21 protein-coding genes are annotated in these 26,418 nt (G+C 73.6%); 12 read left to right on the forward strand and 9 right to left on the reverse strand.

Annotation, left to right across the window (positions count from 1 at the left end):
• The first annotated feature begins 4 nt into the window (after positions 1-4).
• The 6 genes from C593_RS0105660 to C593_RS0105685 all read left to right on the forward strand — a co-directional run bounded on the left by C593_RS0105660 (position 5) and on the right by C593_RS0105685 (position 9,232).
• Complete coding sequence (locus C593_RS0105660) at positions 5-985, forward strand: carbohydrate ABC transporter permease (RefSeq protein ID WP_018846326.1); 981 nt, start codon at positions 5-7, stop codon at positions 983-985.
• Positions 982-1,881, forward strand: a complete 900-nt coding sequence (locus tag C593_RS0105665; protein ID WP_018846327.1) for an ABC transporter permease subunit — start codon at positions 982-984, stop codon at positions 1,879-1,881. Before C593_RS0105660 ends, C593_RS0105665 begins: the two co-directional genes overlap by 4 nt.
• Positions 1,882-1,890: 9 nt before the next feature.
• Complete coding sequence (locus tag C593_RS0105670; protein ID WP_018846328.1) at positions 1,891-3,576, forward strand: beta-N-acetylhexosaminidase; 1,686 nt, start codon at positions 1,891-1,893, stop codon at positions 3,574-3,576.
• Positions 3,577-3,870: 294 nt separating this feature from the next.
• Positions 3,871-4,767 (forward strand): FAD binding domain-containing protein, encoded by an 897-nt coding sequence (locus C593_RS0105675; protein ID WP_026277388.1) that lies wholly within the window; start codon positions 3,871-3,873, stop codon positions 4,765-4,767.
• Positions 4,764-6,911, forward strand: a complete 2,148-nt coding sequence (locus C593_RS28925) for a 2Fe-2S iron-sulfur cluster-binding protein (protein ID WP_018846330.1) — start codon at positions 4,764-4,766, stop codon at positions 6,909-6,911. The genes C593_RS0105675 and C593_RS28925 overlap by 4 nt, the downstream gene beginning before the upstream one ends.
• On the forward strand, positions 6,908-9,232 hold the full coding sequence (locus tag C593_RS0105685) for a molybdopterin cofactor-binding domain-containing protein (protein WP_018846331.1): 2,325 nt from the start codon (positions 6,908-6,910) through the stop codon (positions 9,230-9,232). Before C593_RS28925 ends, C593_RS0105685 begins: the two co-directional genes overlap by 4 nt.
• Before the next feature lie 10 nt (positions 9,233-9,242).
• Here C593_RS0105685 and C593_RS0105690 read toward each other — a convergent pair whose 3' ends face one another.
• From C593_RS0105690 to C593_RS0105700, 3 genes are read right to left on the reverse strand one after another with little or no spacing between them, the layout of a single operon-like run.
• Complete coding sequence (locus C593_RS0105690; RefSeq protein ID WP_018846332.1) at positions 9,243-9,755, reverse strand: hypothetical protein; 513 nt, start codon at positions 9,753-9,755, stop codon at positions 9,243-9,245.
• Positions 9,756-9,800: 45 nt separating this feature from the next.
• Positions 9,801-12,077, reverse strand: coding sequence for a hypothetical protein (locus C593_RS0105695; RefSeq protein WP_018846333.1), 2,277 nt, complete (start codon positions 12,075-12,077; stop codon positions 9,801-9,803).
• A 12-nt stretch (positions 12,078-12,089) separates the two neighbouring features.
• A complete protein-coding gene (locus C593_RS0105700; protein WP_018846334.1) occupies positions 12,090-12,509 on the reverse strand; it encodes a hypothetical protein in 420 nt (139 codons plus the stop codon).
• Positions 12,510-12,783: 274 nt separating this feature from the next.
• On the opposite strand from C593_RS0105700, the gene C593_RS0105705 reads away from it, so the two are divergent.
• The 4 genes from C593_RS0105705 (at position 12,784) to C593_RS0105720 (ending at position 18,314) form a co-directional block, all read left to right on the forward strand.
• On the forward strand, positions 12,784-14,286 hold the full coding sequence (locus C593_RS0105705) for an MFS transporter (RefSeq protein WP_018846335.1): 1,503 nt from the start codon (positions 12,784-12,786) through the stop codon (positions 14,284-14,286).
• A 134-nt stretch (positions 14,287-14,420) separates the two neighbouring features.
• Positions 14,421-16,205, forward strand: coding sequence for a DEAD/DEAH box helicase (locus tag C593_RS0105710; RefSeq protein WP_026277389.1), 1,785 nt, complete (start codon positions 14,421-14,423; stop codon positions 16,203-16,205).
• A gap of 475 nt (positions 16,206-16,680) precedes the next feature.
• Positions 16,681-17,322, forward strand: coding sequence for a helix-turn-helix domain-containing protein (locus C593_RS0105715; RefSeq protein ID WP_018846337.1), 642 nt, complete (start codon positions 16,681-16,683; stop codon positions 17,320-17,322).
• Positions 17,323-17,525: 203 nt separating this feature from the next.
• Positions 17,526-18,314 (forward strand): S16 family serine protease, encoded by a 789-nt coding sequence (locus C593_RS0105720; RefSeq protein ID WP_018846338.1) that lies wholly within the window; start codon positions 17,526-17,528, stop codon positions 18,312-18,314.
• Here the strand turns inward: C593_RS0105720 and C593_RS28930 are convergent.
• The 4 genes from C593_RS28930 to C593_RS0105740 form a co-directional block, all read right to left on the reverse strand.
• Positions 18,222-19,688, reverse strand: a complete 1,467-nt coding sequence (locus C593_RS28930; protein ID WP_018846339.1) for an MFS transporter — start codon at positions 19,686-19,688, stop codon at positions 18,222-18,224. The genes C593_RS0105720 and C593_RS28930 overlap by 93 nt on opposite strands.
• Positions 19,685-20,077: a hypothetical protein gene (locus C593_RS28935; protein ID WP_018846340.1), complete on the reverse strand. Its 393-nt coding sequence runs from the start codon at positions 20,075-20,077 to the stop codon at positions 19,685-19,687. The genes C593_RS28930 and C593_RS28935 overlap by 4 nt, the downstream gene beginning before the upstream one ends.
• A gap of 157 nt (positions 20,078-20,234) precedes the next feature.
• Positions 20,235-20,861 carry a winged helix-turn-helix domain-containing protein gene (locus C593_RS0105735; RefSeq protein ID WP_018846341.1) on the reverse strand — a complete coding sequence of 209 codons (627 nt, stop codon included), beginning with the start codon at positions 20,859-20,861 and terminating at the stop codon, positions 20,235-20,237.
• An 81-nt stretch (positions 20,862-20,942) separates the two neighbouring features.
• Positions 20,943-21,422: an Lrp/AsnC family transcriptional regulator gene (locus C593_RS0105740; protein WP_018846342.1), complete on the reverse strand. Its 480-nt coding sequence runs from the start codon at positions 21,420-21,422 to the stop codon at positions 20,943-20,945.
• Positions 21,423-21,567: 145 nt separating this feature from the next.
• Between C593_RS0105740 and hppD the strand changes: the two genes are divergently transcribed.
• Positions 21,568-22,713: a 4-hydroxyphenylpyruvate dioxygenase gene (gene hppD / locus C593_RS0105745; RefSeq protein WP_018846343.1), complete on the forward strand. Its 1,146-nt coding sequence runs from the start codon at positions 21,568-21,570 to the stop codon at positions 22,711-22,713.
• A 79-nt stretch (positions 22,714-22,792) separates the two neighbouring features.
• On the opposite strand, the gene C593_RS0105750 is transcribed toward hppD, so the two are convergent.
• Complete coding sequence (locus tag C593_RS0105750) at positions 22,793-24,247, reverse strand: tetratricopeptide repeat protein (RefSeq protein ID WP_018846344.1); 1,455 nt, start codon at positions 24,245-24,247, stop codon at positions 22,793-22,795.
• A gap of 108 nt (positions 24,248-24,355) precedes the next feature.
• Between C593_RS0105750 and C593_RS0105755 the strand changes: the two genes are divergently transcribed.
• The gene (locus tag C593_RS0105755) at positions 24,356-25,723 is read left to right on the forward strand and encodes an FAD-linked oxidase C-terminal domain-containing protein (protein WP_018846345.1); all 1,368 of its coding nucleotides are present in this window, start codon (positions 24,356-24,358) and stop codon (positions 25,721-25,723) included.
• A gap of 105 nt (positions 25,724-25,828) precedes the next feature.
• Here the strand turns inward: C593_RS0105755 and C593_RS0105760 are convergent, their stop codons facing one another.
• Positions 25,829-26,308, reverse strand: coding sequence for an SsgA family sporulation/cell division regulator (locus tag C593_RS0105760; RefSeq protein WP_018846346.1), 480 nt, complete (start codon positions 26,306-26,308; stop codon positions 25,829-25,831).
• Positions 26,309-26,418 lie beyond the last annotated feature (110 nt).

Here is a 26,418-nt window from a genome sequence, read left to right on the forward strand (position 1 = left end):
GCCCATGGCGCACGACACCACGGCCGCCGCCGCGGCCCCCGCGGCGGCGGTCACCAAGAGCCCGCTCCGCGGCCCCGCGCGGCGGCGCGCCCCGGCCGGGCGGCGGTCCGGCCGGGGGCGCTGGACCCCCTGGCTCTATCTCGCCCCCGCCCTGGTGGTCCTCGCCGGACTGCTGGTCTACCCGATCTACCAGCTCGGCCTGATCTCCTTCCTGGAGTACACCCAGGCCCAGGTCAGCGGCGGCGAACCGACCACCTTCCAGGGGCTGGGCAACTACCGCACCCTCTTCGCCGACAGCCAGTTCTGGCAGGTGCTGCTGGCGACCGTGGTCTTCGCGGCCGCCTGCGTCGTCGCCACCCTCGCGGTCGGCTGCTCGCTCGCCGTCCTGCTCACCCGCGTCCGCGCCCTGCCCCGGCTGGCCCTGATGCTGGCCGCGCTCGGCGCCTGGGCGACCCCGGCGATCACCGGTTCCACGGTGTGGGTGTTCCTCTTCGACCCCGATTTCGGACCGGTCAACAAGGTCCTGGGGCTGGGCGACTTCTCCTGGACGTACGGGCGAATGAGCGCCTTCGCCCTCGTCCTCTTCGAAGTCGTCTGGTGTTCCTTCCCGTTCGTCATGGTGACCGTCTACGCGGGCATCAAGGCGATTCCCGGGGAAGTGCTGGAGGCGGCCTCGCTGGACGGGGCCTCGCAGTGGCGCATCTGGCGTTCCGTCACCGCGCCGATGCTCCGGCCCATTCTCGTGGTGGTGACGATCCAGTCCATCATCTGGGACTTCAAGGTCTTCACCCAGATCTACGTCATGACGAACGGCGGCGGAATCGCCGGACAGAACCTGGTCCTCAACGTGTACGCGTACCAGAAGGCGTTCGCCTCCTCGCAGTACAGCCTCGGTTCGGCCATCGGCGTGGTGATGCTGCTGATTCTGCTCGCGGTGACCCTGGTGTACCTGCGGCTGCTGCGACGCCAGGGAGAAGAGATATGAGCACCGCCCCCGAGCCGCCCGCCCCCGCGCGCCCGGCTCCCGCCGCCGCGGGCCTCGCCCGCCGGCTGCGCGTCCGCCGCCCCTGGCGGCTCGCCGCCGAGGCCGCCGCCCTGCTGACCGCCCTGGTCGTGGCCTTCCCGCTGTACTGGATGGTCCTCTCCGCCTTCAAGCCGGCCGGGGAGATCCAGTCCGCCGAGCCCCGGCCGTGGACCCTCGCGCCCACCCTCGACTCCTTCCGCCGGGTCTTCCAGCAGGAGGAATTCGGGCGCTATTTCCTCAACAGCACGGTGGTCGCGGTGAGTGTGGTCCTCGCCTCCGCCCTGATCGCCTTTCTCGCGGCCACGGCGGTCACCCGGTTCCGGTTCCGCTTCCGCACCACCCTGCTCATCATGTTCCTCGTCGCGCAGATGGTCCCGATCGAGGCGCTGACCATTCCGCTGTTCTTCCTCATGCGCGACGCGGGCCAGCTCAACACCCTCGGTTCGCTGATCCTTCCGCACATCGCCTTCTCACTGCCGTTCGCGATCTGGATGCTCCGCGGATTCGTGAAAGCGGTCCCCGAGGCACTGGAGGAGGCCGCGTACATCGACGGCGCGAGCCGCACCCGGTTCCTGTGGCAGATCCTCTTCCCGCTGGTGTTCCCGGGACTCGTGGCGACGAGTGTGTTCTCGTTCATCTCCACCTGGAACGACTTCCTGTTCGCCAAGTCGTTCATCATCAGCGACACCTCCCAGTCGACGCTGCCGATGGCCCTGCTCGTCTTCTTCAAGCCGGACGAGAACGACTGGGGAGGCATCATGGCGGGCTCCACCGTGATGACCGTGCCCGTGCTCGTCTTCTTCGTACTCGTACAGCGCCGCCTGGTCTCCGGCCTCGGCGGCGCGGTGAAGGACTGAGGACCCCTTATGCCCGAACCCATTCCCGGCCCCCTTCCCGCCCCCGCCCCCGTCACCACCACCGGCGCGTCCCCCGACGCCGGTCTCGTGCCCGCGCCCGTGCGCCTCGGGGCCGCCGGCGCGGGCACGTTCACGCCCGACGAGCGCACCACCCTGCACACCGGACCCGGCACCGAGCGGACCGGACACTGGCTGCGCGCCTCCGTCGGCCCGGCCCTGGGGCTGCCGCTCGCCCCCGGACCGGCCGGCGCGCCCAACGCGCTCACCCTCCTCACCGACGACCGCCTCGCCCCCGAGGCGTACCGGCTCGGCATCCGCGCCGACGGCGTCGAGATCCGCGGCGGCGGGCCCGCCGGCGTCTTCTGGGGCGCCCAGACCCTGCGCCAACTCCTGGGCCCGGCGGCCTTCCGGCGCGCCCGGATCGACCCCGGGGCCGTCAGCGGTCTCGCGGAGCGGACCGTCGAGGACGCGCCGCGCTTCGGCTGGCGCGGGCTGATGCTGGACGTGGCCCGCCACTTCATGCCGAAGGAGGACGTGCTCCGCCAACTCGACCTGATGGCCGCGCACAAGCTCAACGTCCTCCATCTCCACCTCACCGACGACCAGGGCTGGCGCGTCGAGATCACCCGCTACCCGAGGCTGACCGAGGTCGGCTCCTGGCGCCCGCGCACCAAGCACGGGCACCGCCTGTCCGACCTGTGGAGCGACACCCCGCACGGGGGCTTCTACACCCGCGACGACCTTCGCGAGATCGTCGCCTACGCCGCCGGCCGGCACATCACCGTCGTCCCCGAGATCGACATCCCCGGCCACTCGCAGGCCGCCATCGCCGCCTACCCCGAACTCGGCAACACGGACGTGGTGGACACCACGGCGCTCGGCGTCTGGGACGACTGGGGCGTCAGCCGGAACGTCCTCGCCCCGACCGAGGGCACCCTGCGCTTCTACGAGGGCGTGCTGGAGGAGCTGCTGGAGCTCTTCCCCTCGCAGTTCGTGCACATCGGCGGCGACGAGTGCCCCAAGGACCAGTGGCGCGCCTCGGCCGCCGCGCAGGCCCGGATGAAGGAACTCGGCCTCCCCGACGAGGACGCCCTGCAGGCGTGGTTCATCCGGCACTTCGACCGCTGGCTCGCCGACCGCGGCCGCCGGCTCATCGGCTGGGACGAGATCCTGGAGGGCGGCCTCGCCCCCGGCGCGGCCGTCTCCTCCTGGCGCGGCTACCGGGGCGGGATCGCGGCCGCCGAGGCGGGTCACGACGTGGTCATGTGCCCGGAGCAGCACGTGTACCTGGACTACCGGCAGGCGTCCGGCGAGGACGAGCCGATGCCGATCGCGTACGTCCGCACCCTGGAGGACGTCTACCGCTTCGAACCCGTTCCACCGGGGCTGCCGGCACAGGCGGCGGCCCATGTGCTGGGCACCCAGGCGAACGTGTGGACCGAGGTGATGCCGGACCGCTCGCGCGTGGACTACCAGGTCTTCCCGCGGCTGGCCGCGTTCGCGGAGGTCGCCTGGTCACCCCTCCCGCCGCCCGCAGAACGGGACTTCGGGGCCTTCGAGGAGCGGATGAACGCCCATTACGCGAGGCTGGACGCGCTCGGTGTCGGCTACCGGCCGCCGGGCGGCCCGCACCCGTGGCAGCGCCGCCCGGGCGTCAAGGGGCGGCCGCTGGAAGGGCTGCCGCCGGAGGGCTGACGGGCGGGCCCGCCCCGCCCGGTGGGCCCCCGCCCGGTCGGCCGGACCCTTCCCGGCCCGCCAAACCCTTCCCGGTGGTCCGGGGCGCCCGGACCCCTTCCCGGTGAACCGCCGTCCCCGCGTGCGATATTCAGCCAACAGCCGTCAATCGGACTTTTGTCGCAGAGGGCCCCTTCGCGGACCCTCTCGGCGGGCGGCCCGGAAGATGTGCCAGAGTTGCCACGTCCGGCCTGTGAGCACGTACGGTACGGCAACACAGGCGGGATGGCCTGGACACCGGGAAGGGGCGACTGGGTGACCACGCACGCACCGCGGACGACACAGTCGGTGACGCTGCCGGACTCGCTCGACGAGGCCGTGGCGGCGCTCACCGCCATGCCCGCCGCCGTGCCCGTCGCCGGAGGAACCGACCTGATGGCGGCCGTCAACCGGGGCCGGCTGCGCCCCGCCGGGCTCGTCGGCCTCGGCCGGATCAGCGAGATCCGCGGCTGGCGCTACCAGGACGGCCACGCCCTGCTGGGCGCCGGGCTCACCCACGCGAGGATGGGCCGCCCGGACTTCGCTGCCCTCATCCCGGCGCTCGCCGCCTCCGCGCGCGCCGCCGGTCCGCCGCAGATCCGCAACGCCGGCACCCTCGGCGGCAACATCGCCTCCGCCGCGCCCACCGGGGACACCCTGCCCGTGCTGGCCGCGCTGGAGGCCGACCTCGTCGTCGCCGGGCCGGGCGGCGCCCGCCGCGAGATCCCGGTCTCCCACCTGCTCGCGGGCCGCGAGATGCTGGGCCCCGCCGAGCTGATCGGATACGTCCGCGTCCCGCTGCTGCACGCGCCGCAGGTGTTTCTCAAGGCCACCGGGCGCACCGGCCCCGGCCGGGCCACCGCCTCGGTCGCCGTGGTGCTCGACCCGGCCCGGCGCGGGGTGCGCTGCGCGGTCGGGGCGATCGCGCCGATGCCGCTGCGGCCGCTGGAGGCGGAACGCTGGATCGCCTCGCTGATCGACTGGGACGGGGAACGCGGGCTCGCGGGCGAGGCGCTCGCGGCCTTCGGCGAGTACGTCGCCGCCGCCTGCGTCCCGGACCCGGAACCGGCGGCTCCGGGCGAGCAGCAGCAGGTGCTGCCGCCAGCCGTGCTGCACCTGCGGCGCACGGTCGCCGCGCTGGCCCGACGGGCACTGGGGAGGGCGCTGTCATGAGCAACGAGGACCACCGGCACGGCCCCCGGACCGGCGACCGGCCGGACGGGGACCGCGACGACCGCGCGGAGCGCGACGAGTACGCGGAGCGGGCCCGGCCCGGCGGGTACTCCGGGCACGACGAGTACGGCAACCGGGCCGAGTACGCCGAGGGCGCGGAGTACGGCGAGGGCGCGGAGTACGCCGAGGGCGCGGACTACGGTCAGGGCGGCGACGGGCTGCGGCTCCCCGACGGCTTCGTGCGCGACTCCGCCGGGCAGGGCCACGGGTACCGCGCCCCGGGCGGGTACGGCACGCACGGCTACGCGGGTAGCGGCCCGGCCGGCGAGGGTTACGGCCCGGAGTACGGGCAGCCGTACGGCCAGGGCCACTACCCCGGCGTGCCCGGCGCGTACGAGTCCGGCGGCCAGGACACCCAGGGCGCGGGCCAGAGCTTCGAGCCCGACTACGACGGCTGGCAGCCCACCGCGCCCGGCTCGGACTACGACGGCGAGTCGACGGCCTTCGTCCAGCTGCCGCCCGAGGGCCTGCCGGACGGCGCCCCACTGGAGGCTCCCGGACACGGCTACACCCCGCCGATGATCCTGCCGCTGAAGCCGCTCTCCCCGGCGGCGGACACCGCCCCGGGGTCGCCGGGCGGCTGGGCGGGGGGTCCCGAAACGGCTGCGCCCGGAGCCGGGCCGGCTGCCGGCGCTGACGACGGCGCGTCCGGTGGGCGGCCCGAGGCCGTGCGCCGGCCCGAGCCGGGGGAGACCCGCCCGGACCCGGCGGCCGACCCGCACGCGACCGGGCAGTGGACCTTCCCGCAGGAGACGCCCCCCACCGTCGCGCACGAGATGACCGGCCAGTGGTCCATCCCGATCGCGGAGGGGGACCTCCCGGAGGAGTCGGGCGAGTTCGCGCGCACGGACCGGGCGCGCACGGACCCGGCCCCGGGCGACCCGTCCGCCACCCTGCCCGGCGGCGCGCCCGCACCCTGGGCGACCCTCCCGGGCGGTGCGGCGGCCCCCTGGGCGGACCAGCTCCCCGCGCAGCCGGCCGACCCGGCCGGGGACGCCCCCGAGACCGCCGACGGCCCGGCCGGGAGCGCCTACGTCGCCCCGGACGCCGTCGCCCACGTCGCCCCGGACGCCGTCGCCCACGTCGCCCCGCACGCCGTCGCCCACGCCGGGGACCCGGCCGAGCCCGCGCCCGAGCCCCCCGCCGAGGACCCGGGCCCCGTCATCGAGGCGGACCTCGCCCGGGGCGCGGCCGAACCTCCGGCGCCGTCGCCCGCGCCGGAGGCGTCCGCCGGCGACCCGGGGGACCCCACCGCGGTCCGCCCGGCCGACGGCGACGGCGACGCCGCGGGCCCGCCCGCCCCGGCGCCGGCCGACCCGGAAACGCCGGCCGACCCGGAAACGCGGTCCGACCTCGCCCCGGCGACCGCGCCCGTGCACGATTCCGCCCCCGAATCCGCCCCCGAATCCGCCCCCGAATCCGCGTACGATTCCGCCCCCGAGCCCGTCGCGGCCCCCGGCGACGAGCACCCCGCCACCTCCTACGTGCTGCGGGTCAACGGCACCGACCGCCCCGTCAGCGACGCCTGGATAGGCGAGTCCCTGCTCTACGTGCTGCGCGAACGCCTCGGCCTCGCGGGCGCCAAGGACGGCTGCTCGCAGGGCGAGTGCGGTGCCTGCAACGTCCAGGTGGACGGCCGTCTCGTCGCCTCCTGCCTGGTCCCCGCCGCGACCACCGCCGGGTCCGAGGTCCGGACCGTCGAAGGCCTCGCGGACGGCGGTGAGCCCTCCGACGTCCAGCGGGCGCTCGCCGCCTGCGGGGCCGTCCAGTGCGGCTTCTGCATCCCCGGCATGGCCATGACCGTCCACGACCTGCTGGAGGGCAACCACGCCCCCACCGAGCTGGAGACCCGGCAGGCACTCTGCGGCAATCTCTGCCGCTGCTCCGGCTACCAGGGCGTGCTCGCCGCCGTCCGCGAGGTCGTCGCCGAACGCGCGGCCGGCACGGCGGGCGAGGCCGACGACTCCCCGGCGGACCCGTCCGCCGACCCGCAGGCGCGCATCCCGCACCAGGCACCCCCGGGCGCCGGGGGCGTGCAGGCCCACCCGCACGACGTCCACCCGCACGACGGAGGCATGGCGTGAGCAACGACGCGGCCACCACCACCCCGGCCTCCCTCGTCACCGACGGCGGCGGCCCCACCCCGGAACAGCCCGTCCACGGCCTGGGCGCCTCCCTCCCGGCGGCCGACGCCCGCGCCAAGACCGAGGGCGTCTTCCCCTACGCGGCCGACCTGTGGGCCGAGGGCCTGCTCTGGGCCGCCCTGCTGCGCTCGCCCCACCCGCACGCCCGCATCGTCTCCGTGGACACCTCCGCCGCCCGCGAGATGCCGGGCGTGCGCGCGGTGATCACCCACGAGGACGTGCCCGGCGACTCCGCGTACGGCCGCCGGATCGCGGACCGGCCCGTCTTCGCCTCCGAGGTGGTCCGCCACCACGGCGAGGCGATCGCCGCCGTGGCCGCCGACCACCCGGACACCGCCCGCCTCGCCGCCGCCGCCATCGCGGTCGAGTACGAGGTCCTGGAGCCGGTCACCGACCCGGAGAAGGCGTTCGAGGCGGAGCCGCTGCACCCCGACGGCAACCTCGTCCGCCATATCCCGCTGCGCTACGGCGATCCGGACGCCACCGGCGAGGTCGTCGTCGAGGGCCTGTACCGGATCGGCCGCCAGGACCCGGCGCCCATCGGTGCCGAGGCCGGGCTCGCGGTGCCGCGCCCGGACGGCGGCGTCGAGCTGTACCTCGCCTCCACCGACCCGCACGCCGACCGCGCCCTGGCCGCCGCCTGCTTCGGGCTGGAGCAGGAACGCGTCAAGGTCGTCGTCACGGGCGTCCCCGGTGCGACCGGCGACCGCGAGGACCCCGGCTTCCCGCTCGCCCTCGGGCTGCTCGCACTGCGCACGGGCTGCCCGGTCAAGCTGACCGCCACTCGCGAGGAGTCCTTCCTCGGCCACCCGCACCGGCACCCCACGCTCCTCCGCTACCGCCACCACGCGGACGCCGAGGGTCACTTGGTGAAGGTCGAGGCCCAACTCCTGCTGGACGCGGGCGCGTACGCCGACACCTCCTCCGAATCCCTGGCCGCCGCCGTCGCGTTCGCCTGCGGCCCCTACGTCGTGCCGCACGCGTTCATCGAGGGCTGGGCCGTGCGGACCAACAACCCGCCGTCCGGCCATGTGCGAGGCGAGGGCGCCATGCAGGTCTGCGCCGCGTACGAGGCGCAGATGGACAAGCTGGCGGCCCGGCTCGGCGTCGACCCGGCGGAGCTGCGGCTGCGCAATGCCCTCGCCACGGGCGACATCCTGCCCACCGGCCAGACCGTCACCTGCCCGGCCCCGGTCGCCGAACTCCTCCAGGCGGTACGGGAGTTTCCGCTCCCCTCGCTGCCCAAGGACACCCCCGAGGACGACTGGCTGCTGCCCGGCGGCCCGGAGGGCGCGGGCGAACCGGGCGCGGTGCGCCGGGGCGTCGGCTACGCGCTCGGCATGGTCCACATGCTCGGCGCGGAGGGCGCGGACGAGGTCTCCACGGCGACGGTCCGGGTGCAGGACGGGGTCGCCACGGTCATCTGCGCCGCGGTCGAGACCGGTTCGGGCTTCTCCACCCTCGCCCGCCAGATCGTCCAGGAGATCCTGGGCATCGAGGACGTGCGGGTGGCCGCGGTCGACACCGACCAGCCCCCGGCCGGCCCGGCGGCGCACGGCCGCCACACCTGGGTCTCCGGCGGCGCGGTCGAACGCGCGGCGAAGATGGTCCGCACCCAGCTCCTCCAGCCGCTGGCCCACCAGTTCGGCATGTCCACCGAACTGCTCCAGATCACGGACGGCAAGATCACCTCGTACGACGGGGTGCTCTCCACGACGGTCACCGAGGCGATGGAGGGCAAGGAGCTCTGGGCCACCGCCCAGTGCCGCCCCCACCCCACCGAGCCCCTGGACGGTGCCGGGCAGGGCGACGCCTTCGTGGGCCTCGCCTTCTGCGCGATCCGCGCCGTGGTGGACGTGGACATCGAACTCGGCTCCGTCCGGGTCGTGGAGATGGCCGTCGCCCAGGACGTCGGCCAGGTCCTCAACCCGGCCCAGCTCGCGATCCGTATCGAGGCGGGCGTCACCCAGGGCATCGGCGCGGCCCTCACGGAGAACCTCCGCACCGCCCGCGGCCTGGTCCGCCACCCGGACCTGACCGGCTACGCCCTCCCGACCGCCCTGGACGCCCCGGACATCCGCATCGTCAAGCTCGTCGAGGAACGCGACGTGGTCGCCCCCTTCGGCGCGAAGCCCGCCAGTGCGGTCCCGGTCGTCACCGCCCCGGCCGCCGTCGCCTCCGCCGTCCGCGCCGCCACCGGCCGCCCGGTCAACCGCCTCCCGATCCGCCCCCAGGCGGCGGTGGGGGCGGCGAACTCCTGAGGGGTGCGCGTCAGGCAGGGCAGTCCAGCTTGGCGCGCACGGCGTCGACGTACTGCCGGAGGAGCTTGAGCAGGAGGTCGCGGGGTTTCGCGTTCTCGGGTGCGCTCAGCGTCGTGAGCGTCAGGTCGATGTACGTGCGACTGTCGACGGCGGAACCGGATGGAGTGCAGACGAAGTAGGAAGACCCTCCGCCGTGCCAGATGATCCCCTTCTCACCCACGCTGGCCGGCCGGGCGGACTCCCGGGAAGACCAGTCGATTTCCTGTGCCGAATCACGTTTGTAGGCGGTCAAGAAGAATCCGGGCACTCCGTCGATGTCGAGCGAGCACGAAATGGACCCGTGCTCCATGAGCCGGGAGAATCGGCTCGAGTAGGTGACCGCCTTGCTTCCTCCCTGAAGCAGCGGCTTCACGTCCTCGCTGCTGAACATGTCCCAGCAGATGCGGTCCGGCAGTTCGGGGACTGCCTTCGTGCCTTCGCTCGTACAGCCGCCCATAGCGATGATCAGGCAGGTTGTGGCCACAGCGGCGGCAGGTTTCCTCGAACGCGGATGCATGGAAGGCCGTTCCTAAGGGTTCGTCGTATCGACCGCGTCGCGGCCGAGGGAGTGGGCGACCGCGGTCTTCAGTGAGGCAGATCCCTTGAGCTGACTGATCTCGCTGTCCGAGAGCCCCGCAGCCCTCCCCGCGCGATCGACCGCGTTCATGGCGTTCTCCTTGGCCGTGGCTTCAGCCTCGAAGTAGGCTTCGGCGGACTCACGCGCGCCCTTCGCGGTCATGTCCTGCTTCGCCCCCTCCACCGCGGACGCCGACACGTCCTCCTTGATCCACATGATCACGTCGCCCGCCACCGGCAGCATCTCCACGTACTTGCCGCCGACCAGGTCGATGATGCGGTTGGTCCACTTGGCGTTGTCCTCGACGCCCTTGTTGAACTCGTCCGCCTCATGGGCCTTGGTGTCGTGGATGGCCTGTGCCCGGGCCTCGGTCATCATGCCCGCGATCTCGCCGCCCGGGTGGACCGCCTGGCTCACGCCCTCGGCCCGGTCCGGGAAGCGGTCCGGGTTGTGCAGGACCTCCGAGACCAGCGCCGTCGTGAACGCCTGCTGGGCGTTGGTGATCGCGCCGTAGGCCCCCGGGTCCTGGCCGACCGCCCCGAGGAAGAACGCCATCTGCGCCTTGTCGAAGTCGGCGGCGACACCGAACGGCCGGATCTGCCCGTTGCCGTTCTCCGCCGTCGCCTGCAGGTCGGGCATGTACTCCGCGGCCATGTTCCCGAACCGTCCGACCAGACCGTGCAGCGTGCCCGTCTCCTCGCCGGCCTGCCCCGCGGCCACGAGTCCGGGGTCCTCGCCGATCTTCGCGACGATCTTCTCCATCACACCTGCCATGTCCGCACTGTGCGGTACCGAGGGCGCGTCCTCGGCCCCCGGAACGCGGCCCGTGACGGCCGCCTCCAGGGCACGGCCCAGGGCCTCCTGGCCGGTTGCCTCACCGCCCGGGCCGGTGTCGTACCAGTCGTCCTGGGGCTTCTTGTCGAGCATGTACTCGACGACGGCCTGCGCGTCCTTCCCCTTCACCACCCCGTCCGCGAGCGTGACCACGCCGTCCTTGTCGGTGTCCTCGCGAAGCGGCTCGTTGAAGAACGCCGCCGACGCCTCGGGATGACGGTTCATCGCCTCCATGAGCCCGGTCAGCGGGTTGAAGCCTCTGTTGCCGGACTCGTCCAGGTTGATGGACACACGCGGGTCGAGGGGAATGTTGTGGTTCCACACAGACGGGTTCTGCCTGTCCATGGCGACCATGTCCCGCCCGACCGAGAGCAGGAAGTCCTTGTCGTAGGTGCCCTCACGGAGGAGTGCCCCGAGGGCCTGGTACCCGTACACCTGGGGGCCCGCCAGGTAGTGCGACGTGTCCATCTCCTTGCGGCCCGCCCGCAGGAGCTGGTTGGTCCAGGCCGCGTCGAGATGGTTCGGCGTCGAGGGCTGCGTGGCCAGGCCCAGGATCGCGCCCATGTCGCCCTGGATGTTGCGGACCATGCCCGCCCGGTCGGCCCCCGCCGGGCCCAGCGAGGTCGAGTCCAAGGACATCCGCGTGTAAGCCTCCAACGTGCCCTCCGCGCCGAGCCGCCGGTAGAAGTCGGCCGAGAACTCACGGTCGTTCCGGTTGTCGTCGAGAAGGTCCTCGAGTTCCCGTAGCGCGGCCACGTTCCGCGCGGTGCCGCCTTCCCCGGTGACCTTCTTCATCAGCTCGGCCGCGCGGGAAGCCTGTTCGCCGTCGAGGGTCCGGTGCTTGGGCTTGGTGAAGTCGTGCGCGTCCGGGACGTTCGCCGCCAGGGCGCGCTTGAGCGAGGCATCGGCGTCGGAGCAGTCCTCGACGAGCCGGTCCACTCGCCGCTGCCATGCCGCGACGGCGGCCTCCGCCTTGGCGCGCTCCGCCGGTGTGGTCGGGTCCTCCGGATCGTGGCGTGCCGTTTCACTCAGCAGTACGTGGTGGACCCGGCCCTTCGCGTCCAGGCGCACTCCGGCCGCGGGGGCCTCCTCGTCCCGGATCCGGACGAGGGCGTTGCGGGCCTCGGCGAAGGACGTGTGGGCGTCGGCCAGCAGCAGACCGATGCCCTTGGCCTGCGCGGCGGCGTCGCCGAACTCCTTGGCCGTCTTGGTGATGAACGGCTTGGTGACGGCCGCGTTGACGCCCTGCCAGCGCGCCCGGTCGGACTTGGCCTTCATGCCGAGGCGGGCCTCGTCCGCCAGCTTCTCCAGCCGGGTGGCCATCTCGGCCCAGTCGTCCGCCGCCGTCTTCAGCTTGGCGACGGGCGCGTTGACGACGTCCTCGAAGGTCAGCATTCCGGGGCCGTCCTACTTGATGTACTGGCTGAGCTTCGACACGGCGGTCAGTTCACCCTCGATGTCCGCGTCGTTCCGGGCGTGCGTCTTCTTCGAGTAGTCGAGGTGGTTGGAGATCTGCGCGCAGGCGTCGAGCAGCGTCCGGAGCTGGGTGTTCCAACGGTCGTGCACGATCGTCAGCTGTGCCCCGCTGGTGAAGTTCCCGTTGGTGAGGGCGGTCGCGGCGGAGAACGTCGCCGGGCGGGCGTGGTCCCCGGCACGGCTCAGCTGTCCGTGCAGCAGGTGGGCGTCGTGGCCGACCGCTCCGAGATCGTCCTGGTTGACGGTCAGCCCCGGGCCGTCCTGCCCGCCGTTCGCCGTGCTGTTGATGCGCGTCTGCAACGATCCGGAGGTCCGCGCCCGCGCGGCCCCCCACTCCTCGTCCCACGTCATGATGTGTCTCCCCGTTCCCCGTAGCCCGCTGCGCCGGTGCCGCGTGCCGGCGCACGCACATGGCCGAGGGCGCCGGCGGGGATTGTAGCGGGGTTTCGCATGCGGGAACGGCTCGCAGGCGGAACCACCGTGCCTATCCGGCCACCTCCTCGCGTCGCGCGATCCGCGGCGGCGGAAACGGTGAACAGGGCGTGGGTGGCCTACGACCAAGGGACGAGGCCGGACCCGACCCGCGACAGGGTCCAACTCGGCTCATGCCCCTTACGCTGAGGGCATGGCCACCCCCGAACCGCGTGACACCCATGTCGCGCCGCCCCCGCCGCCCCCCGCCCCCGTCACCGCCGGGGGCGGTGGCGGGCGTGAGGGGGTGCTGCGGGCGCCCTACCGGGCGCTCAGCGTCGGGATCGTCTCGGTCGTCTTCCTCATCGCCTTCGAGGCCACGGCTGTCGGCACCGCCATGCCGGTGGCCGCCCGTGAGCTGCACGGCATCCCCCTCTACGCGTTCGCCTTCTCCGCCTACTTCACGACCAGCCTCTTCGGCATGGTCGTCTCCGGGCAGTGGGCCGACCGGCGGGGCCCGCTCGGGCCGCTCGCCCTCGGGATGACCGCGTGGGCCGCGGGCCTCGCGCTCTCCGGGACGGCGTCCGCGATGTGGGTCTTCGTCCTCGGGCGGGCCGTGCAGGGGCTCGGCGGCGGGCTGGTCATCGTCGCCCTGTACGTCGTCGTCAGCCGCGCCTACCCCTCGCACCTCCAGCCCGCGATCATGGCCGCGTTCGCCGCGAGCTGGGTGATCCCGTCGGTGGTCGGCCCGCTGGTGGCCGGCACGGTCGCCGAGCAACTCGGCTGGCGCTGGGTGTTCCTCGGTATCCCGGCCCTGGTCGTGGTGCCCCTCGCGCTCGCCCTGCCCGCGATCCGGCAGCGTGCCTCCGGGCCCGCCGGCCCGGGGGCGCAGGTGGCGGGGTTCGACCGGCGGCGCATCCGGCTCGCTCTCGGGATCTCGCTGGGCGCGGGACTGCTCCAGTACGCCGGGCAGGACCTGCGCTGGCTCTCCCTGCTGCCGGCCGCGGCGGGGGCCGCGCTCCTCGTGCCGTCGGTGCTCGGCGTGCTGCCGAAGGGCACCTACCGGGCGGCGCGCGGACTGCCGTCCGTCGTCCTGCTGCGCGGGGTGGCGGCCGGGTCGTTCATCGCCGCGGAGTCGTTCGTCCCGCTGATGCTGGTCACGCAGCGGGGGCTGTCGCCGACGCTGGCCGGGCTCTCCCTCGCGGCGGGCGGCGCGACCTGGGCGCTCGGCTCGTTCGCCCAGTCCCGGCCGCGCGCCGAGCCTCACCGTGAACGGCTGGCCGTCCTGGGCATGCTGCTGGTCGCCGCCGCGATCGCCACCGCGCCGACCGTCCTGATCGAGGCGGTCCCGGTGTGGATCGTCGCCGTCGCCTGGACCTACGGCTGCTTCGGCATGGGCCTGGTCATCGGCTCGACGAGCGTGCTGCTGCTGAAGCTCTCGGCCCCCGAGGAGGCGGGCGCCAACTCGGCGGCCCTCCAGATCTCCGACGCCCTCTCCAACGTCCTCCTCCTCGCGGCGGGCGGCGCCGCCTTCGCCGCCCTCGGCGGCGCGGCCCTCGGCGCCTCGGCCCACGGCCCCGCGACCACGGCCGCCACCGCCTCCCACCCGGCCGCCTTCGCCGCGGTCTTCCTCCCGATGGCGGCGGTCGCCCTGGCGGGGGCGTGGGTGGCGACCCGACTGCGGGTACCCGCGGCACCGGTGGGCACTGTGAGCTGAGTCGCACCCGTCGCGGTCACGGCGTCGCGGCTCCCGGAACGCGCCCCGCCCACCGGTAGGGTGGCCCGGTTGTCGTACAGCGCCCCGTCCCGACGTACCGCGTCCCGTCCAGCCGAGACAGTCCCCCGGAGACCGTGACTACTACCGCCTCCCACCACCTCTCACCCGCCTTCCCCGGCAGGGCCCCCTGGGGTACCGCCAACAAGCTGCGTGCCTGGCAGCAGGGGGCCATGGACCGGTACGTCCAGGAGCAGCCGCGCGACTTCCTCGCGGTCGCCACGCCCGGCGCCGGCAAGACGACCTTCGCGCTGACGCTCGCCTCGTGGCTGCTGCACCACCACGTGGTGCAGCAGATCACCGTGGTGGCGCCGACCGAGCATCTGAAGAAGCAGTGGGCCTCGGCGGCCGCCCGCATAGGGATCAAGCTGGACCCGGAGTACAGCGCGGGCCCGCTGAGCAAGGAGTACCAGGGCGTCGCGGTCACCTACGCGGGTGTCGGTGTGCGCCCCATGCTGCACCGCAACCGCTGCGAGCAGCGCAAGACCCTGGTCATCCTGGACGAGATCCACCACGCAGGTGACTCCAAGTCCTGGGGCGAGGCGTGCCTGGAGGCGTTCGAGCCGGCGACCAGGCGGCTCGCGCTGACCGGTACGCCCTTCCGGTCGGACACCAACCCGATCCCCTTCGTCACCTACGAGGAGGGCCCCGACGGCATCCGCCGCTCCTCCGCCGACTACACCTACGGATACGGCAACGCCCTCGGCGACGGCGTCGTCCGGCCGGTGATGTTCCTCAGCTACAGCGGCAACATGCGCTGGCGCACCAAGGCCGGTGACGAGGTCGCGGCCCGGCTCGGCGAGCCGATGACCAAGGACGCGGTCTCCCAGGCGTGGCGCACCGCCCTCGACCCGCGCGGCGACTGGATGCCGAACGTGCTGCGCGCCGCCGACCAGCGGCTCACCGAGGTCCGCAAGGCGATCCCCGACGCGGGTGGCCTCGTCATCGCCTCCGACCAGGACTCGGCCCGCGCGTACGCCAAGCTCATCCGCGAGATCACCGGCACGAAGGCCACGGTCGTACTCTCCGACGAGGCGGCCGCGTCGAAGAGGATCGAGGAGTTCAGCGCGAACGAGGACCGCTGGATGGTCGCCGTCCGCATGGTGTCCGAGGGCGTCGACGTGCCCCGCCTCGCGGTCGGGGTGTACGCGACGACCATCTCGACGCCCCTGTTCTTCGCCCAGGCCGTGGGCCGCTTCGTGCGCTCGCGCAGGCGCGGCGAGACGGCGTCGGTCTTCCTGCCGACCATCCCCAACCTCCTCGGCTTCGCCTCCGAGATGGAGGTCGAGCGCGACCACGCCCTCGACAAGCCGAAGAAGGACTCCGACGAGGACCCGTACGCCGAGTCCGAGAAGGAGATGGCCGAGGCCGAGAGGCAGCAGGACGAGGACACCGGCGAGCAGGACATGCTGCCCTTCGAGGCGCTGGAGTCCGACGCGGTCTTCGACCGGGTCCTGTACGACGGCGCCGAGTTCGGCATGCAGGCGCACCCGGGCAGCGAGGAGGAGCAGGACTACCTCGGCATCCCGGGGCTGCTGGAGCCGGACCAGGTGCAGTTGCTCCTCCAGAAGCGGCAGGCACGCCAGATCGCGCACAGCCGCAAGAAGCCGGACGCGGAGGCCGACCTCCTGGAACTGCCCGCCGAGCGGCGGCCGGTGGTCTCCCACAAGGAGCTGCTGGAGCTGCGCAAGCAGCTCAACACCATGGTCGGCGCGTACGTCCACCAGAGCGGCAAGCCGCACGGGGTGATCCACACCGAGCTGCGGCGGGTGTGCGGCGGACCGCCGAGCGCGGAGGCGACGGCCGGCCAGATCCGGGAAAGGATCAAGAAGGTGCAGGAGTGGGCGACCCGTATGCGGTGAATTCCCGGCAGGCGGGAATTGCCGCGGCGGGCGGTTTCGCACCGTAATGCGCACGGGGGGCGGGGAGTTCCGCGACGGAATTCCCCGCCCGGTGACGCCGGCCGGCACCCCGCGTGTCCCCTCCCGGACCGGCCGACGGGACGCTGAGACCCGGGCACGGGCACGGAATCAGCCCCGGAGTTTCCCGAGTGCGCGGAGTTCTTGGTCGCGTATTCGCGTGGGGCGACAGAATTCCCGAAGCGGGATCAATCCCGCGCCCGCAGAAGAAGATCGCCCGGATTCTGGACGAGGTCTTCCGCTGAGCGGTGCCGCTCGCTAATGTCCCCGCAATACACACGCCCCGTGGCAGCGCCGCCGCGGAGCGCAGTCGGTGTGCCATGGCCTGCCGGCGGCCTCTGGGTGCGTCGCCGAATGGGACCGGTGCCGTCACCTCCGTCGGGGGACCGCCGTCACTCACTCCTAAGGAGGGGGCGTCGTGACCGCGGAAACCTCTCAGACGCTCGACCGGGGACTGCGTGTCCTCAAGCTGCTCGCCGATACGGACCACGGGCTGACCGTCACCGAGCTCTCCAACAAGCTCGGCGTCAACCGGACCGTCGTCTACCGCCTGCTCGCCACGCTGGAGCAGCACGCGCTGGTCCGGCGCGACCTGGGCGGCCGGGCCCGCGTCGGCCTCGGCGTGCTCCGCCTCGGCCGCCAGGTGCACCCGCTGGTGCGCGAGGCCGCCATGCCGGCGCTGCGCTCCCTCGCGGAGGACATAGGGGCCACGGCCCACCTCACCCTGGTGGACGGCGCGGAGGCCCTCGCGGTCGCCGTCGTCGAGCCGACCTGGACGGACTACCACGTCGCCTACCGCGCGGGGTTCCGCCACCCGCTGGACCGGGGCGCGGCGGGCAAGGCGATCCTGGCCGCCCGGCAGAGCGTCAACGCCGAGGCGGGCTACACCCTCACCCACGGCGAGCTGGAGGCCGGCGCGTGCGGCGCGGCCGCGGCACTGGTCGGCGTCACGGGGATAGAGGGGAGCGTGGGCGTGGTCATGCTGGCGGACGCGGTTCCCGAGCGGGTCGGCCCGCGGGTGGTCGACGCGGCCCGTGAGGTGGCGGACGCCCTCCGCTGACGCCGGGCCCGCGGCCCGCCCGCCGGAAGGAGACGTCCGCCCGCCGGAAGGGAGACGTCCGCACGCCGGAGAGGAGAGGCCCGTCCGCCGAGGAGGAGATGCCCGACCGCCGGTCGGGGAGCCGTCCGGGCGCCGGGGGACAGGGGGCCGGGGGACAGGGGCGCCCGGTCCGCCGGGGGCGTGCGGCCGGATAGATTGTGGGTGTGTTCTCCAGCCTCTCGCGCCCCCGCGCCCTCGCCCTCTGCGCCCTCCCCGTCGCCGGGCTGATCGCCGTCGCCGGGTTCGCGCCGCTGCCCTTCGTCGTGGCGCAGCCGGGCATGACCGCGAACGTCCTCGGGAAGGACCAGGGCCGCGAGATCATCACGATCAAGGGCGCGCCGACCCGCCCCACCGACGGTGCCCTGCGGATGACGACCATCGTGGCGACCGGGCCCTCCGCCGACGTCGGTCTCGGTGACGTGGTCGACGCCTGGTTCCGCACCGACCGCGCGGTGCTGCCGAGGGACGCCGTCTACCCGGCGGGCAAGTCCGTCCGTGAGGTCGAGCGCACCAACGCCCGGGACATGGCCGACTCCCAGGACGACGCCACGACCGCCGCCCTCTCCTACCTCGACGAGGACCCGGCGAAGGTCGACGTCTCCCTCCACCTCGCCGACGTCGGCGGCCCCAGCGCCGGCCTGCTGTTCTCCCTCGGCATCGTCGACAAGCTCGACGGCGACGGCGCGGGCGGCAGCCTCACCGGCGGACGCAGTGTCGCGGGCACCGGCACCATCACGGCGGACGGCGCGGTCGGCCCGGTCGGCGGCGTCTCCCTGAAGACCCAGGCGGCCAAGCGGGACGGCGCCACGGTCTTCCTGGTGCCGAAGGCCGAGTGCGGCGACGCGCAGGCCGAGCTGCCCTCAGGGATGCGCCTCATCCCGGTCACCACGCTCAGCGGCGCGGTCGACTCGCTGCGGGCCCTGGAGCGCGGCGGCGAGGTCCCCGCCTGCTGAGCCCGCTGAGCCCGCGGGTCCTGCTGAGCCCGCCGTGCCCGCCGTGCCCGCCGAGCCCGCGAGGCCCGGTGCCCGGTCCGGCGCGGGTTCCGGTGCCGGACCCGGCGCCGGGGGCGAGTCCAGCTCCCGCCAGCACGGGAACACCGCCGGGGAGAGCGTCGCCAGGAAGTACAGCGCGCCGAAGACAAGCAGGGCCGTCGCCAGTCCCGCCGACTCGATGATCCGCCCGGCCGCGAGCCCGCCGAGCGGGGTGGTCATCAGCACCACCGCCGTCGAGAGGCTCATGACCCGGCTGCGCAGCTCCTCGGGGACGCGTTCGTACATCACCGTCGTCAGGATCGGGTTGAGCATCCCCGCGCCCAGCCCGCCGAGGGCCATGACGGCACCCAGCGGTACCGGGCCGTCCACCAGGGCCGCGACGGTGAACCGGGGCGCCCCGCACAGCAGGAAGGCGACCGTGAAGAGCACCCGCCGGGGGACCCGGTGGCCGACCGCCGCGTAGAGGAGGGCGCCGAGCAGCGCGCAGCCGCCGAAGAGGGCGACCAGGATGCCCAACTCCCGCGCGCCGCCCAGCTCCTCCCGTGCGTGTACCGGCAGCAGCACCGAACTCCAGCCCTGATCCAGGCCGTTGGTGAGCATCACCGTCAGCATGATCGCCAGCAGCAGCCGGTTGCGCAGGACGTACGCGTATCCCTCGCGCAGCTCGGCGCGGTACGCCCGGAACGAGACGGGGGCCTCGGCCCGCCGGGGTTCGGCCGTGGCGACACCCCGCAGCCCGTACACGACGAGCAGCGCCGAGCCGCAGAAGGTCAGCGCGTCGATCACCAGCACCGCCTCCGCGCCGATCACGGCGATGAGCACCCCGGCGAGTGCCGCACCCGCCATCCGCGCCCCGCGCGAGACCGCGTCGAAGAGGCTGGCGGCCCGGGAGAGGCTGGTCCCGGCCCGGGCGGCGAGGTCGGGGACGAGGACGTGCCGGGCGGTCTCGCCGGGGGCGTGGAACAGCCCGGTGACGGCCATCAGTGCGCACAGCATCCAGAAGCGCAGGGCGCCGGACCAGTGCAGCAGCGGGATCGCCGCGAGGGCGGCCGCGCACACCAGGTCACTGAGGACGCTGACCCGGCGGCGGCCGATCCGGTCGATCACCGGCCCGCCGGTGACGGCCGAGACCACCACCGGCAGCGTGGCGCAGAAGGCCACCAGCCCGGCCCTGCCGGGGCTGCCGGTGGTCTCCAAGGTGAACCACGGGACGCCGATCAGGGTGAGTGAATTGCCGCTGATGGACACGGCGTTGGCCGCCAGCACGGCGGCGAACGGCCCCCGCCGCCCGGCCGGGGTCCGCACCCGCGCGGTCTTTGCCGCCCGCCCGCTCATATCGGACGCTCGTCGCGGTGGACCGGCCCGGCGCCCGCGCGGTTCCGGGACGGCGAGTGAGCCGAAGGGGTGCGCGGGTGCCGCAGGGGAGGCCGCCCGCAGGACCCGGGGAACGCGCGCGGGTGCCGCGACGGAGGCCGCCCGCAGGACCCGGGGAGCGGGGGGCCGGGCACGGCCGGCCGTAAGCACTCCCCGAGGGCGGCCCGGAGGCGGACCGAGCCCTCGGAAAGGGGCAGCAGGCGCAGGCCCGTTGCGACCAGGGCCCGGCCCAGCCGGGTGCGCCACGGCTCCGGCGGGACGGCCCGTGCCCGGTCCGCCTCGGCGCGCAGTTCGTCGGCGCGGGCTCGGTGGAGCAGCAGATGGACGTCGGCGGAGTGCGGGGTGTGCATGGCGGTCGTCACCTCGTGTCACTCGGTTCGGATGGCGGGATGCGCGGGGCGGAGCGGCGGAAGGGGGAGGGGCGGCCGAAGGCATGGCGGTGCCGTGACCGCGGCGCGTACCCACGCCCGGCCCCGGCCCCGTTCCAGGGGCTCGGCGCGCTGTCGCTCAGTCCAGGGCGCGCGGCAGCAGATGGGTGTGCAGCCGCACCTGGGCCGCCCCGGCCGTGCCTTCGGGCGGCGCCGCCTCGCGGTAGCTCTCGATCAGGTCGTGGATACGCTCGTTCAGTTCCAGGGCCTGGGCGGAGGTCAGCCGCAGCGTGAAGTCGCTGAGGTCGGCGCTCCGGCGCCACTCCTCCGGCCACTCGCGCTGGACCGCGAGCCAGCTCGCGACCTCCTGGGTGTGCATGGTCGCGTGCTCGTGGAGGTAGAGGTCGGCGGCGCCGCGCACCGTCGGGTCCGGGTCGGAGTTCAGGGACTCGTCGAAGAGCATCCCCTGCTCGGCCGCCCGCCACCAGCGTTCCCGCCCCTTGCCGCGCTCCGGGGCGTCCTCCACGAAGCCGTGCGCGGCGAGCTGCCGCAGGTGGTAGCTGGTCGCGCCGCTCGACTCGCCCAGTTTCCCGGCCAGTTGGGACGCGGTGGCCGGGCCGTCCAGCCGCAGGGTGGCGAGCAGCCGCATCCGCAGCGGGTGGGCGAGCCCCCGCAGCGAACGCGGGTCGAGCGTCCGCAGGACGCGCTCCTGCTCCTGGGCGGCCCGGTGCTCCCGGGGCCCTGGCTCGTCGTTCTCCTCGTTCATGGGACGACCATAGACATGCAAAGAAGGCTTTGCAACGGTTTTTTGCAACGAGTTCTTTGCATGCCTGGGGATGTGGACCGCTCAGCCCCGCCGGGAGTCCTCCGCCGCCTGCTCCACCAACGGGATGATCCGCAGCGGCACCGGGTTCTCCATCACGATCGCGGTCGACGCGCGCACGATCCCCTCGAAGCCCACCACCCGGTCGATGACCCGCTGGAGGTCCGCGTTGGAGCGGGCGACCAGCCGGCACAGCATGTCCCCGTGCCCGGTGGTCGTGTGCAGTTCCAGCACCTCGGGGACGGTCGCGAGGTGCGCCCGCACGTCCGCGCCCTGCCCCTGCTTGATCTCCAGCGTCGCGAACGCGGTCACCGGATAGCCCAGCGCGGCCGGGTCGACATCCGGACCGAAGCCCCGGATCACCCCGCCCGACTGGAGGCGGTCCATCCGCGCCTGGACCGTCCCGCGCGCCACCCCCAGCCGCCGCGACGCCTCCAGTACCCCGATCCGGGGCTCCCGCGCGAGCAGCACGATCAGCCGGCCGTCCAGGTGATCGATCGCCATGCCGTCTCCTCCGTGTCCGACGCACCCCCGATCGGGGTGGTCATCCTGTACACAACGCCCGCCTGAAGAGGGAATCCGCTGAGCACATTGCCCAGTCGTCACGAGAACTATTGCGCACCTTGTGGAGCGGAGGGAGCCTGCTGCCATGACTGAGACCACGCATCACACCCCCGACACCGCGCGCGAGGCCGACCCGTTCCCGGTCAAGGGAATGGACGCGGTCGTCTTCGCCGTGGGCAACGCCAAGCAGGCCGCGCACTACTACTCGACGGCCTTCGGCATGAAGCTGGTCGCGTACTCCGGACCGGAGAACGGCAGCCGCGAGACCGCGAGCTACGTCCTCACCAACGGCGCGGCCCGCTTCGTCCTCACCTCGGTGATCAAGCCCTCCACCGAGTGGGGCCACTTCCTCGCGGACCATGTCGCCGCCCACGGCGACGGCGTCGTCGACCTCGCCATCGAGGTCCCCGACGCCCGCGCCGCCTACACCTACGCCGTCGAGAACGGTGCCACCGGCATCACCGAGCCGCACGAGGTCAAGGACGACCACGGGGTTGTCGTCCTCGCCGCGATCGCGACCTACGGCAAGACCCGGCACACCCTCGTCGAGCGCAAGGGCTACGACGGCCCCTACCTGCCGGGCTTCGTGCCCGCGTCCCCGATCGTCGAGCCGCCGGCCAAGCGCACCTTCCAGGCGATCGACCACTGCGTGGGCAACGTCGAACTGGGCCGGATGAACGAGTGGGTGGCGTTCTACAACAAGGTCATGGGCTTCACCAACATGAAGGAGTTCGTGGGCGACGACATCGCCACCGAGTACTCCGCCCTCATGTCCAAGGTGGTCGCCGACGGCACGCTCAAGGTCAAGTTCCCGATCAACGAGCCGGCCATCGCCAAGAAGAAGTCGCAGATCGACGAGTACCTGGAGTTCTACGGCGGAGCGGGTGTCCAGCACATCGCGCTCGCCACGAACGACATCGTCGCCACCGTCCGCTCGATGCGGGCGGCGGGTGTGCAGTTCCTCGACACCCCGGACTCGTACTACGACACCCTCGGCGAGTGGGCCGGCGAGACCCGGGTGCCGGTCGAGACCCTGCGCGAGCTGAAGATCCTGGTCGACCGCGACGAGGACGGCTATCTGCTGCAGATCTTCACCAAGCCGGTCCAGGACCGTCCGACGGTCTTCTTCGAGATGATCGAGCGCCACGGCTCGATGGGCTTCGGCAAGGGCAACTTCAAGGCCCTCTTCGAGGCGATCGAGCGCGAGCAGGCCAAGCGCGGCAACCTCTGACAGCCCCGCACAGGGGGACGGCCGCTGCGGACCGGCCTGCCGGTCCGCAGCGGCCGTCCCCTCTCCCGGGACAGACCCGTCAGGTCTCCTCCGGCCCTTCCGGTGCATCCGGCTCCTCCGGTGCATCCGGCTCCTCCAGCGGTGTCGGCCCGTCCCCCCACAGGTCCGCCGGACCGCCCGGCGCGGGTTCGCCGATGCGCTTCAGGGCCGCCCGGGCCGCGGGTGCCAGCAGCGGGGAGAACTCCGGGCTGGTGCGCAGCGCCTCCTCCACATGGCGCCGGGCCGACCCCTCCTCGCCCGCCACCCGCTCGATCTCGCCCCGGTGGTACGAGTGCAGCGCGCTGCGCAGCCCCTGACCGGTGGCGCGCTTCGCGAACGGCAGCGCGTCGTCCGCCCGGCCCGCCCGGTACAGGGCCCAGCCCATCGCGTCCGCCATGTGCACACTCCGGTGCCCGCGCCGCCATTCGCCCTGCAGGAGGCGTACCGCCACCGCCGGGTCGCCGTGGTCGGCCTCGTAGCGGGCCAGCACCAGAGCGGTGTGCACCCCGTCCGCCCGGGCCTCGTCCGCCAGCTCCCGCATCCGCGCGTACCGGTCGGCCGCCTCCCCGTCCAGACCGAGGGACTGGTCCAACTCGCCAGCCTCCAGGGCGTATCCGGGCAGCGGCGCCTTCTCCAGGACCTCCGCGTACGCGCGCCGCGCCTCGTCCGTCCGGCCCACCGCGGCGAGCGCCCGGGCCCGGCCGGCGAGGGAGCGGTGGTCTTCCGGCTCCGACTTCAGCGCCGCGTCGTAGTGGCCGATCGCCTCCGCGTACTCGCCGCGCTCCCACGCGAGTTCGCCCTGCCGGTGCCGGGCCGCCACCTTCTCCGCGCCGGTCGTGGAGTGCTCCGCCGCGTCGTACGCCAGGGCCGCCGCGTCCTCCCGCCAGCCCTTGTCCCGGTAGAGCTGGGCCTCGCGGCCCTTCACCTGCGGCCCGGAGGCCAGCTCCTGGAGGGTGTCCATCGCCCGGCTCGCGCCCGCGTGATCGCCGAGTCCGCCGAGCGCGTCGACGAGCACCGGGTACACGGCCCACTCCTTCGGCCGGAGCTTTCGCGCCTGCTCGGCCCGGTCCCGGCCCGCCCGGTAGTCGTGCCGGGCGTTCGCCAGCGCCCCGAGGGAGACCAGCGCGGCCGTGTTCCCCCGTTCGGCCGGACGCAGGGCCAGGGAACGGCCGAGCGCCCGCTCCGCCTTCGGGAACAGCCCGGTGTCACCGGCCCGGACACCGCGCTCCACATAGGCCGCCCCCAGCTCGGCCCAGGCCCGGGCGTCCTCCGGGCGGTCCCGGACCCGGTCCTCGTGGTGCGCGATCAGTGCCGCCAGATCCGCCGGCGCGGCCGGCGCCCCGGCCCCCGCGGCGGCCAGCGCCCGCGCGGCCGGGCCCCCGGGCCGGGCGTCGTCCCCCTCCCCCCAGCCGGGCGCGAGCAGGACCACCCCGGTGACCAGGGTCGCGCCGACCAGCGTGCCGACGGCAACGTTCTTGAGGGTTGTGCGTCTCATGGCGCTCACTGTGCGTCAGGGGGCAGCCCGTACGGAGAACACACCCGGCGGCACCCGGTGGAACGCAGACGGGTTCACACCGATGGCCCCCGGTGCGAGGCTGGGATCATGGACGATCTCCTGGAGCGGCTGCGCGCCGGTCTGCCGGCCGAGGCCCTCATCACCGACCCCGACGTGACCGTCTCCTACGGCAACGACATGGCGAGCTTCTGCGAGGCCGGCACCCCGGCCGTCGTGGTGCTGCCGCGCACCGTCGAACAGGTCCAGCACGTGATGCGGACCGCGACCGAACTGCGCGTCCCCGTCGTTCCGCAGGGCGCCCGCACGGGCCTGTCGGGCGCGGCGAACGCCTCCGACGGCTGCATCGTGCTCTCGCTGACCCGGATGGACCGGATCCTGGAGATCAGCCCGGTCGACCGGATCGCCGTCGTCGAGCCGGGGGTCGTCAACGCGGTGCTGTCACGCGCGGTGGAGGAGCACGGCCTGTACTACCCGCCCGACCCGTCGAGCTGGGAGACATGCACGATCGGCGGCAACATCGGCACCGCCTCCGGCGGCCTGTGCTGCGTGAAGTACGGGGTGACGGCCGAGTACGTGCTCGGGCTCACCGTCGTCCTCGCCGACGGGCGGCTGCTGACCACCGGCCGGCGCACCGCCAAGGGCGTCGCCGGCTACGACCTCACCCGGCTGTTCGTCGGCTCCGAGGGCAGCCTCGGGATCGTCGTCGAGGCCGTCCTCGCGCTGAAGCCCAAGCCGCCGGTCCAGCTCGTGCTGGCCGCCGAGTTCCCCTCCGCGGCCAGGGCCTGCGACGCCGTCTGCGCGATCATGGAGCAGGGGCACACGCCCTCGCTGCTGGAGATCATGGACCGCACCACCGTCCGCGCGGTCAACAAGCTCGGTGCGATGGGCCTCCCGGAGACCACCGAGGCACTGCTGCTCTGCGCCTTCGACACCCCGGACCCGGCCGCCGACCTGGCACTCGTCGCCGGTCTGTGCGAGGCCGCGGGGGCGAGCGAGGTCGTCCCGGCGGACTCCCCGGCCGAGTCCGAACTCCTGCTCACGGCCCGCCGGATGTCCCTGCCCGCCCTGGAGGCCGTCAAGACGGCGACCATGATCGACGACGTGTGCGTGCCGCGCTCACGGCTCGGCGAGATGATCGAGCGGACCGCCCGGATCGCCGAGAAGTACGACCTCGTCATCGGCGTCTGCGCCCACGCGGGCGACGGCAACACTCACCCCGTCGTCTGCTTCGACCACCTCGACGAGGACGAGTCGAGCCGCGCCCGCGCCTCCTTCGACGAGATCATGGCCCTCGGTCTGGAGCTGGGCGGCACGATCACCGGCGAACACGGCGTGGGCGTACTGAAGAAGGAGTGGCTCGCGCGCGAACTGGGCCCGGTCGGGCTGGAGTTGCAGCAGGGCATCCGGCGGACCTTCGACCCGTTGGGCATCCTCAACCCGGGCAAGCTCTTCTGACACCCGGGCAAGCTCTTCTGACACCCGCGCGGGCCGTCGTGGCGCCCGGGCCCCCGTCCGTGCCGTCGGCCCCGGCCCCGGCCCCGGCACCGCCCCCCGCCCGGCTCATGCCTCGCCGTCCGGGGAGTCCTCCGACCGCGCGGGGCCCCGGCGCGGCCGCTCGTCCGCCCCCGCCGGGGCCAGCAGTTCGGCCAGGGCGTCGTCGATGCCCAGCAGCTCCGCCTCCGTGCCCGGGGGGACGATCCGCAGGGTCCGTTCCAGCCACGCCGACACCGCGGTCGACGGCGCCTCCACCAGGGCGTCCCCGTCGGGTGAACTCAGCGCCATCAGGATGACGCCGCGGCCCGCCGACTTCGTCGGCCACACCCGCACGTCCCCGCCCCCGCACGGCCGGAAGACGCCCTCCACCAGCAGCTCCCGCGCGAAGGTCCAGTGCACCGGGTGCTCGGAGCCGATGTGGAAGGCGATGTGGACGGCGAAGGGGTCGGCCGCGCGGTAGGTCAGGCGGGCCGGCACGGGGATGCAGCGCTCGGGGGAGAGCACGAGGTTCAGCTCCAGCTCGCGTTCCACCACGGTGTTCTTCATCGTCGTCGTTCCTCTCGTCCGCTCTGGTGCGTGCCCGTACGCCACGGGCCTCACCGGAAGAGAGGGACTTGCCACGCAACTCTTACGCGACTTTCGGAGACAACTTTCCG

Source organism: Streptomyces sp. CNT372, from assembly GCF_000377145.1.

Coding starts and splice junctions, on each gene's coding strand:
- C593_RS0105660 (WP_018846326.1), top strand. CDS start 5: ATGGCGCACGACACCACGGCCGCCGCCGCGGCCCCCGCGGCGGCGGTC.
- C593_RS0105665 (WP_018846327.1), top strand. CDS start 982: ATGAGCACCGCCCCCGAGCCGCCCGCCCCCGCGCGCCCGGCTCCCGCC.
- C593_RS0105670 (WP_018846328.1), top strand. CDS start 1,891: ATGCCCGAACCCATTCCCGGCCCCCTTCCCGCCCCCGCCCCCGTCACC.
- C593_RS28925 (WP_018846330.1), top strand. CDS start 4,764: ATGAGCAACGAGGACCACCGGCACGGCCCCCGGACCGGCGACCGGCCG.
- C593_RS0105695 (WP_018846333.1), bottom strand. CDS start 12,077: ATGCTGACCTTCGAGGACGTCGTCAACGCGCCCGTCGCCAAGCTGAAG.
- C593_RS0105700 (WP_018846334.1), bottom strand. CDS start 12,509: ATGACGTGGGACGAGGAGTGGGGGGCCGCGCGGGCGCGGACCTCCGGA.
- C593_RS0105705 (WP_018846335.1), top strand. CDS start 12,784: ATGGCCACCCCCGAACCGCGTGACACCCATGTCGCGCCGCCCCCGCCG.
- C593_RS28930 (WP_018846339.1), bottom strand. CDS start 19,688: ATGAGCGGGCGGGCGGCAAAGACCGCGCGGGTGCGGACCCCGGCCGGG.
- C593_RS28935 (WP_018846340.1), bottom strand. CDS start 20,077: ATGCACACCCCGCACTCCGCCGACGTCCATCTGCTGCTCCACCGAGCC.
- C593_RS0105735 (WP_018846341.1), bottom strand. CDS start 20,861: ATGAACGAGGAGAACGACGAGCCAGGGCCCCGGGAGCACCGGGCCGCC.
- C593_RS0105740 (WP_018846342.1), bottom strand. CDS start 21,422: ATGGCGATCGATCACCTGGACGGCCGGCTGATCGTGCTGCTCGCGCGG.
- hppD (WP_018846343.1), top strand. CDS start 21,568: ATGACTGAGACCACGCATCACACCCCCGACACCGCGCGCGAGGCCGAC.
- C593_RS0105750 (WP_018846344.1), bottom strand. CDS start 24,247: ATGAGACGCACAACCCTCAAGAACGTTGCCGTCGGCACGCTGGTCGGC.
- C593_RS0105755 (WP_018846345.1), top strand. CDS start 24,356: ATGGACGATCTCCTGGAGCGGCTGCGCGCCGGTCTGCCGGCCGAGGCC.
- C593_RS0105760 (WP_018846346.1), bottom strand. CDS start 26,308: ATGAAGAACACCGTGGTGGAACGCGAGCTGGAGCTGAACCTCGTGCTC.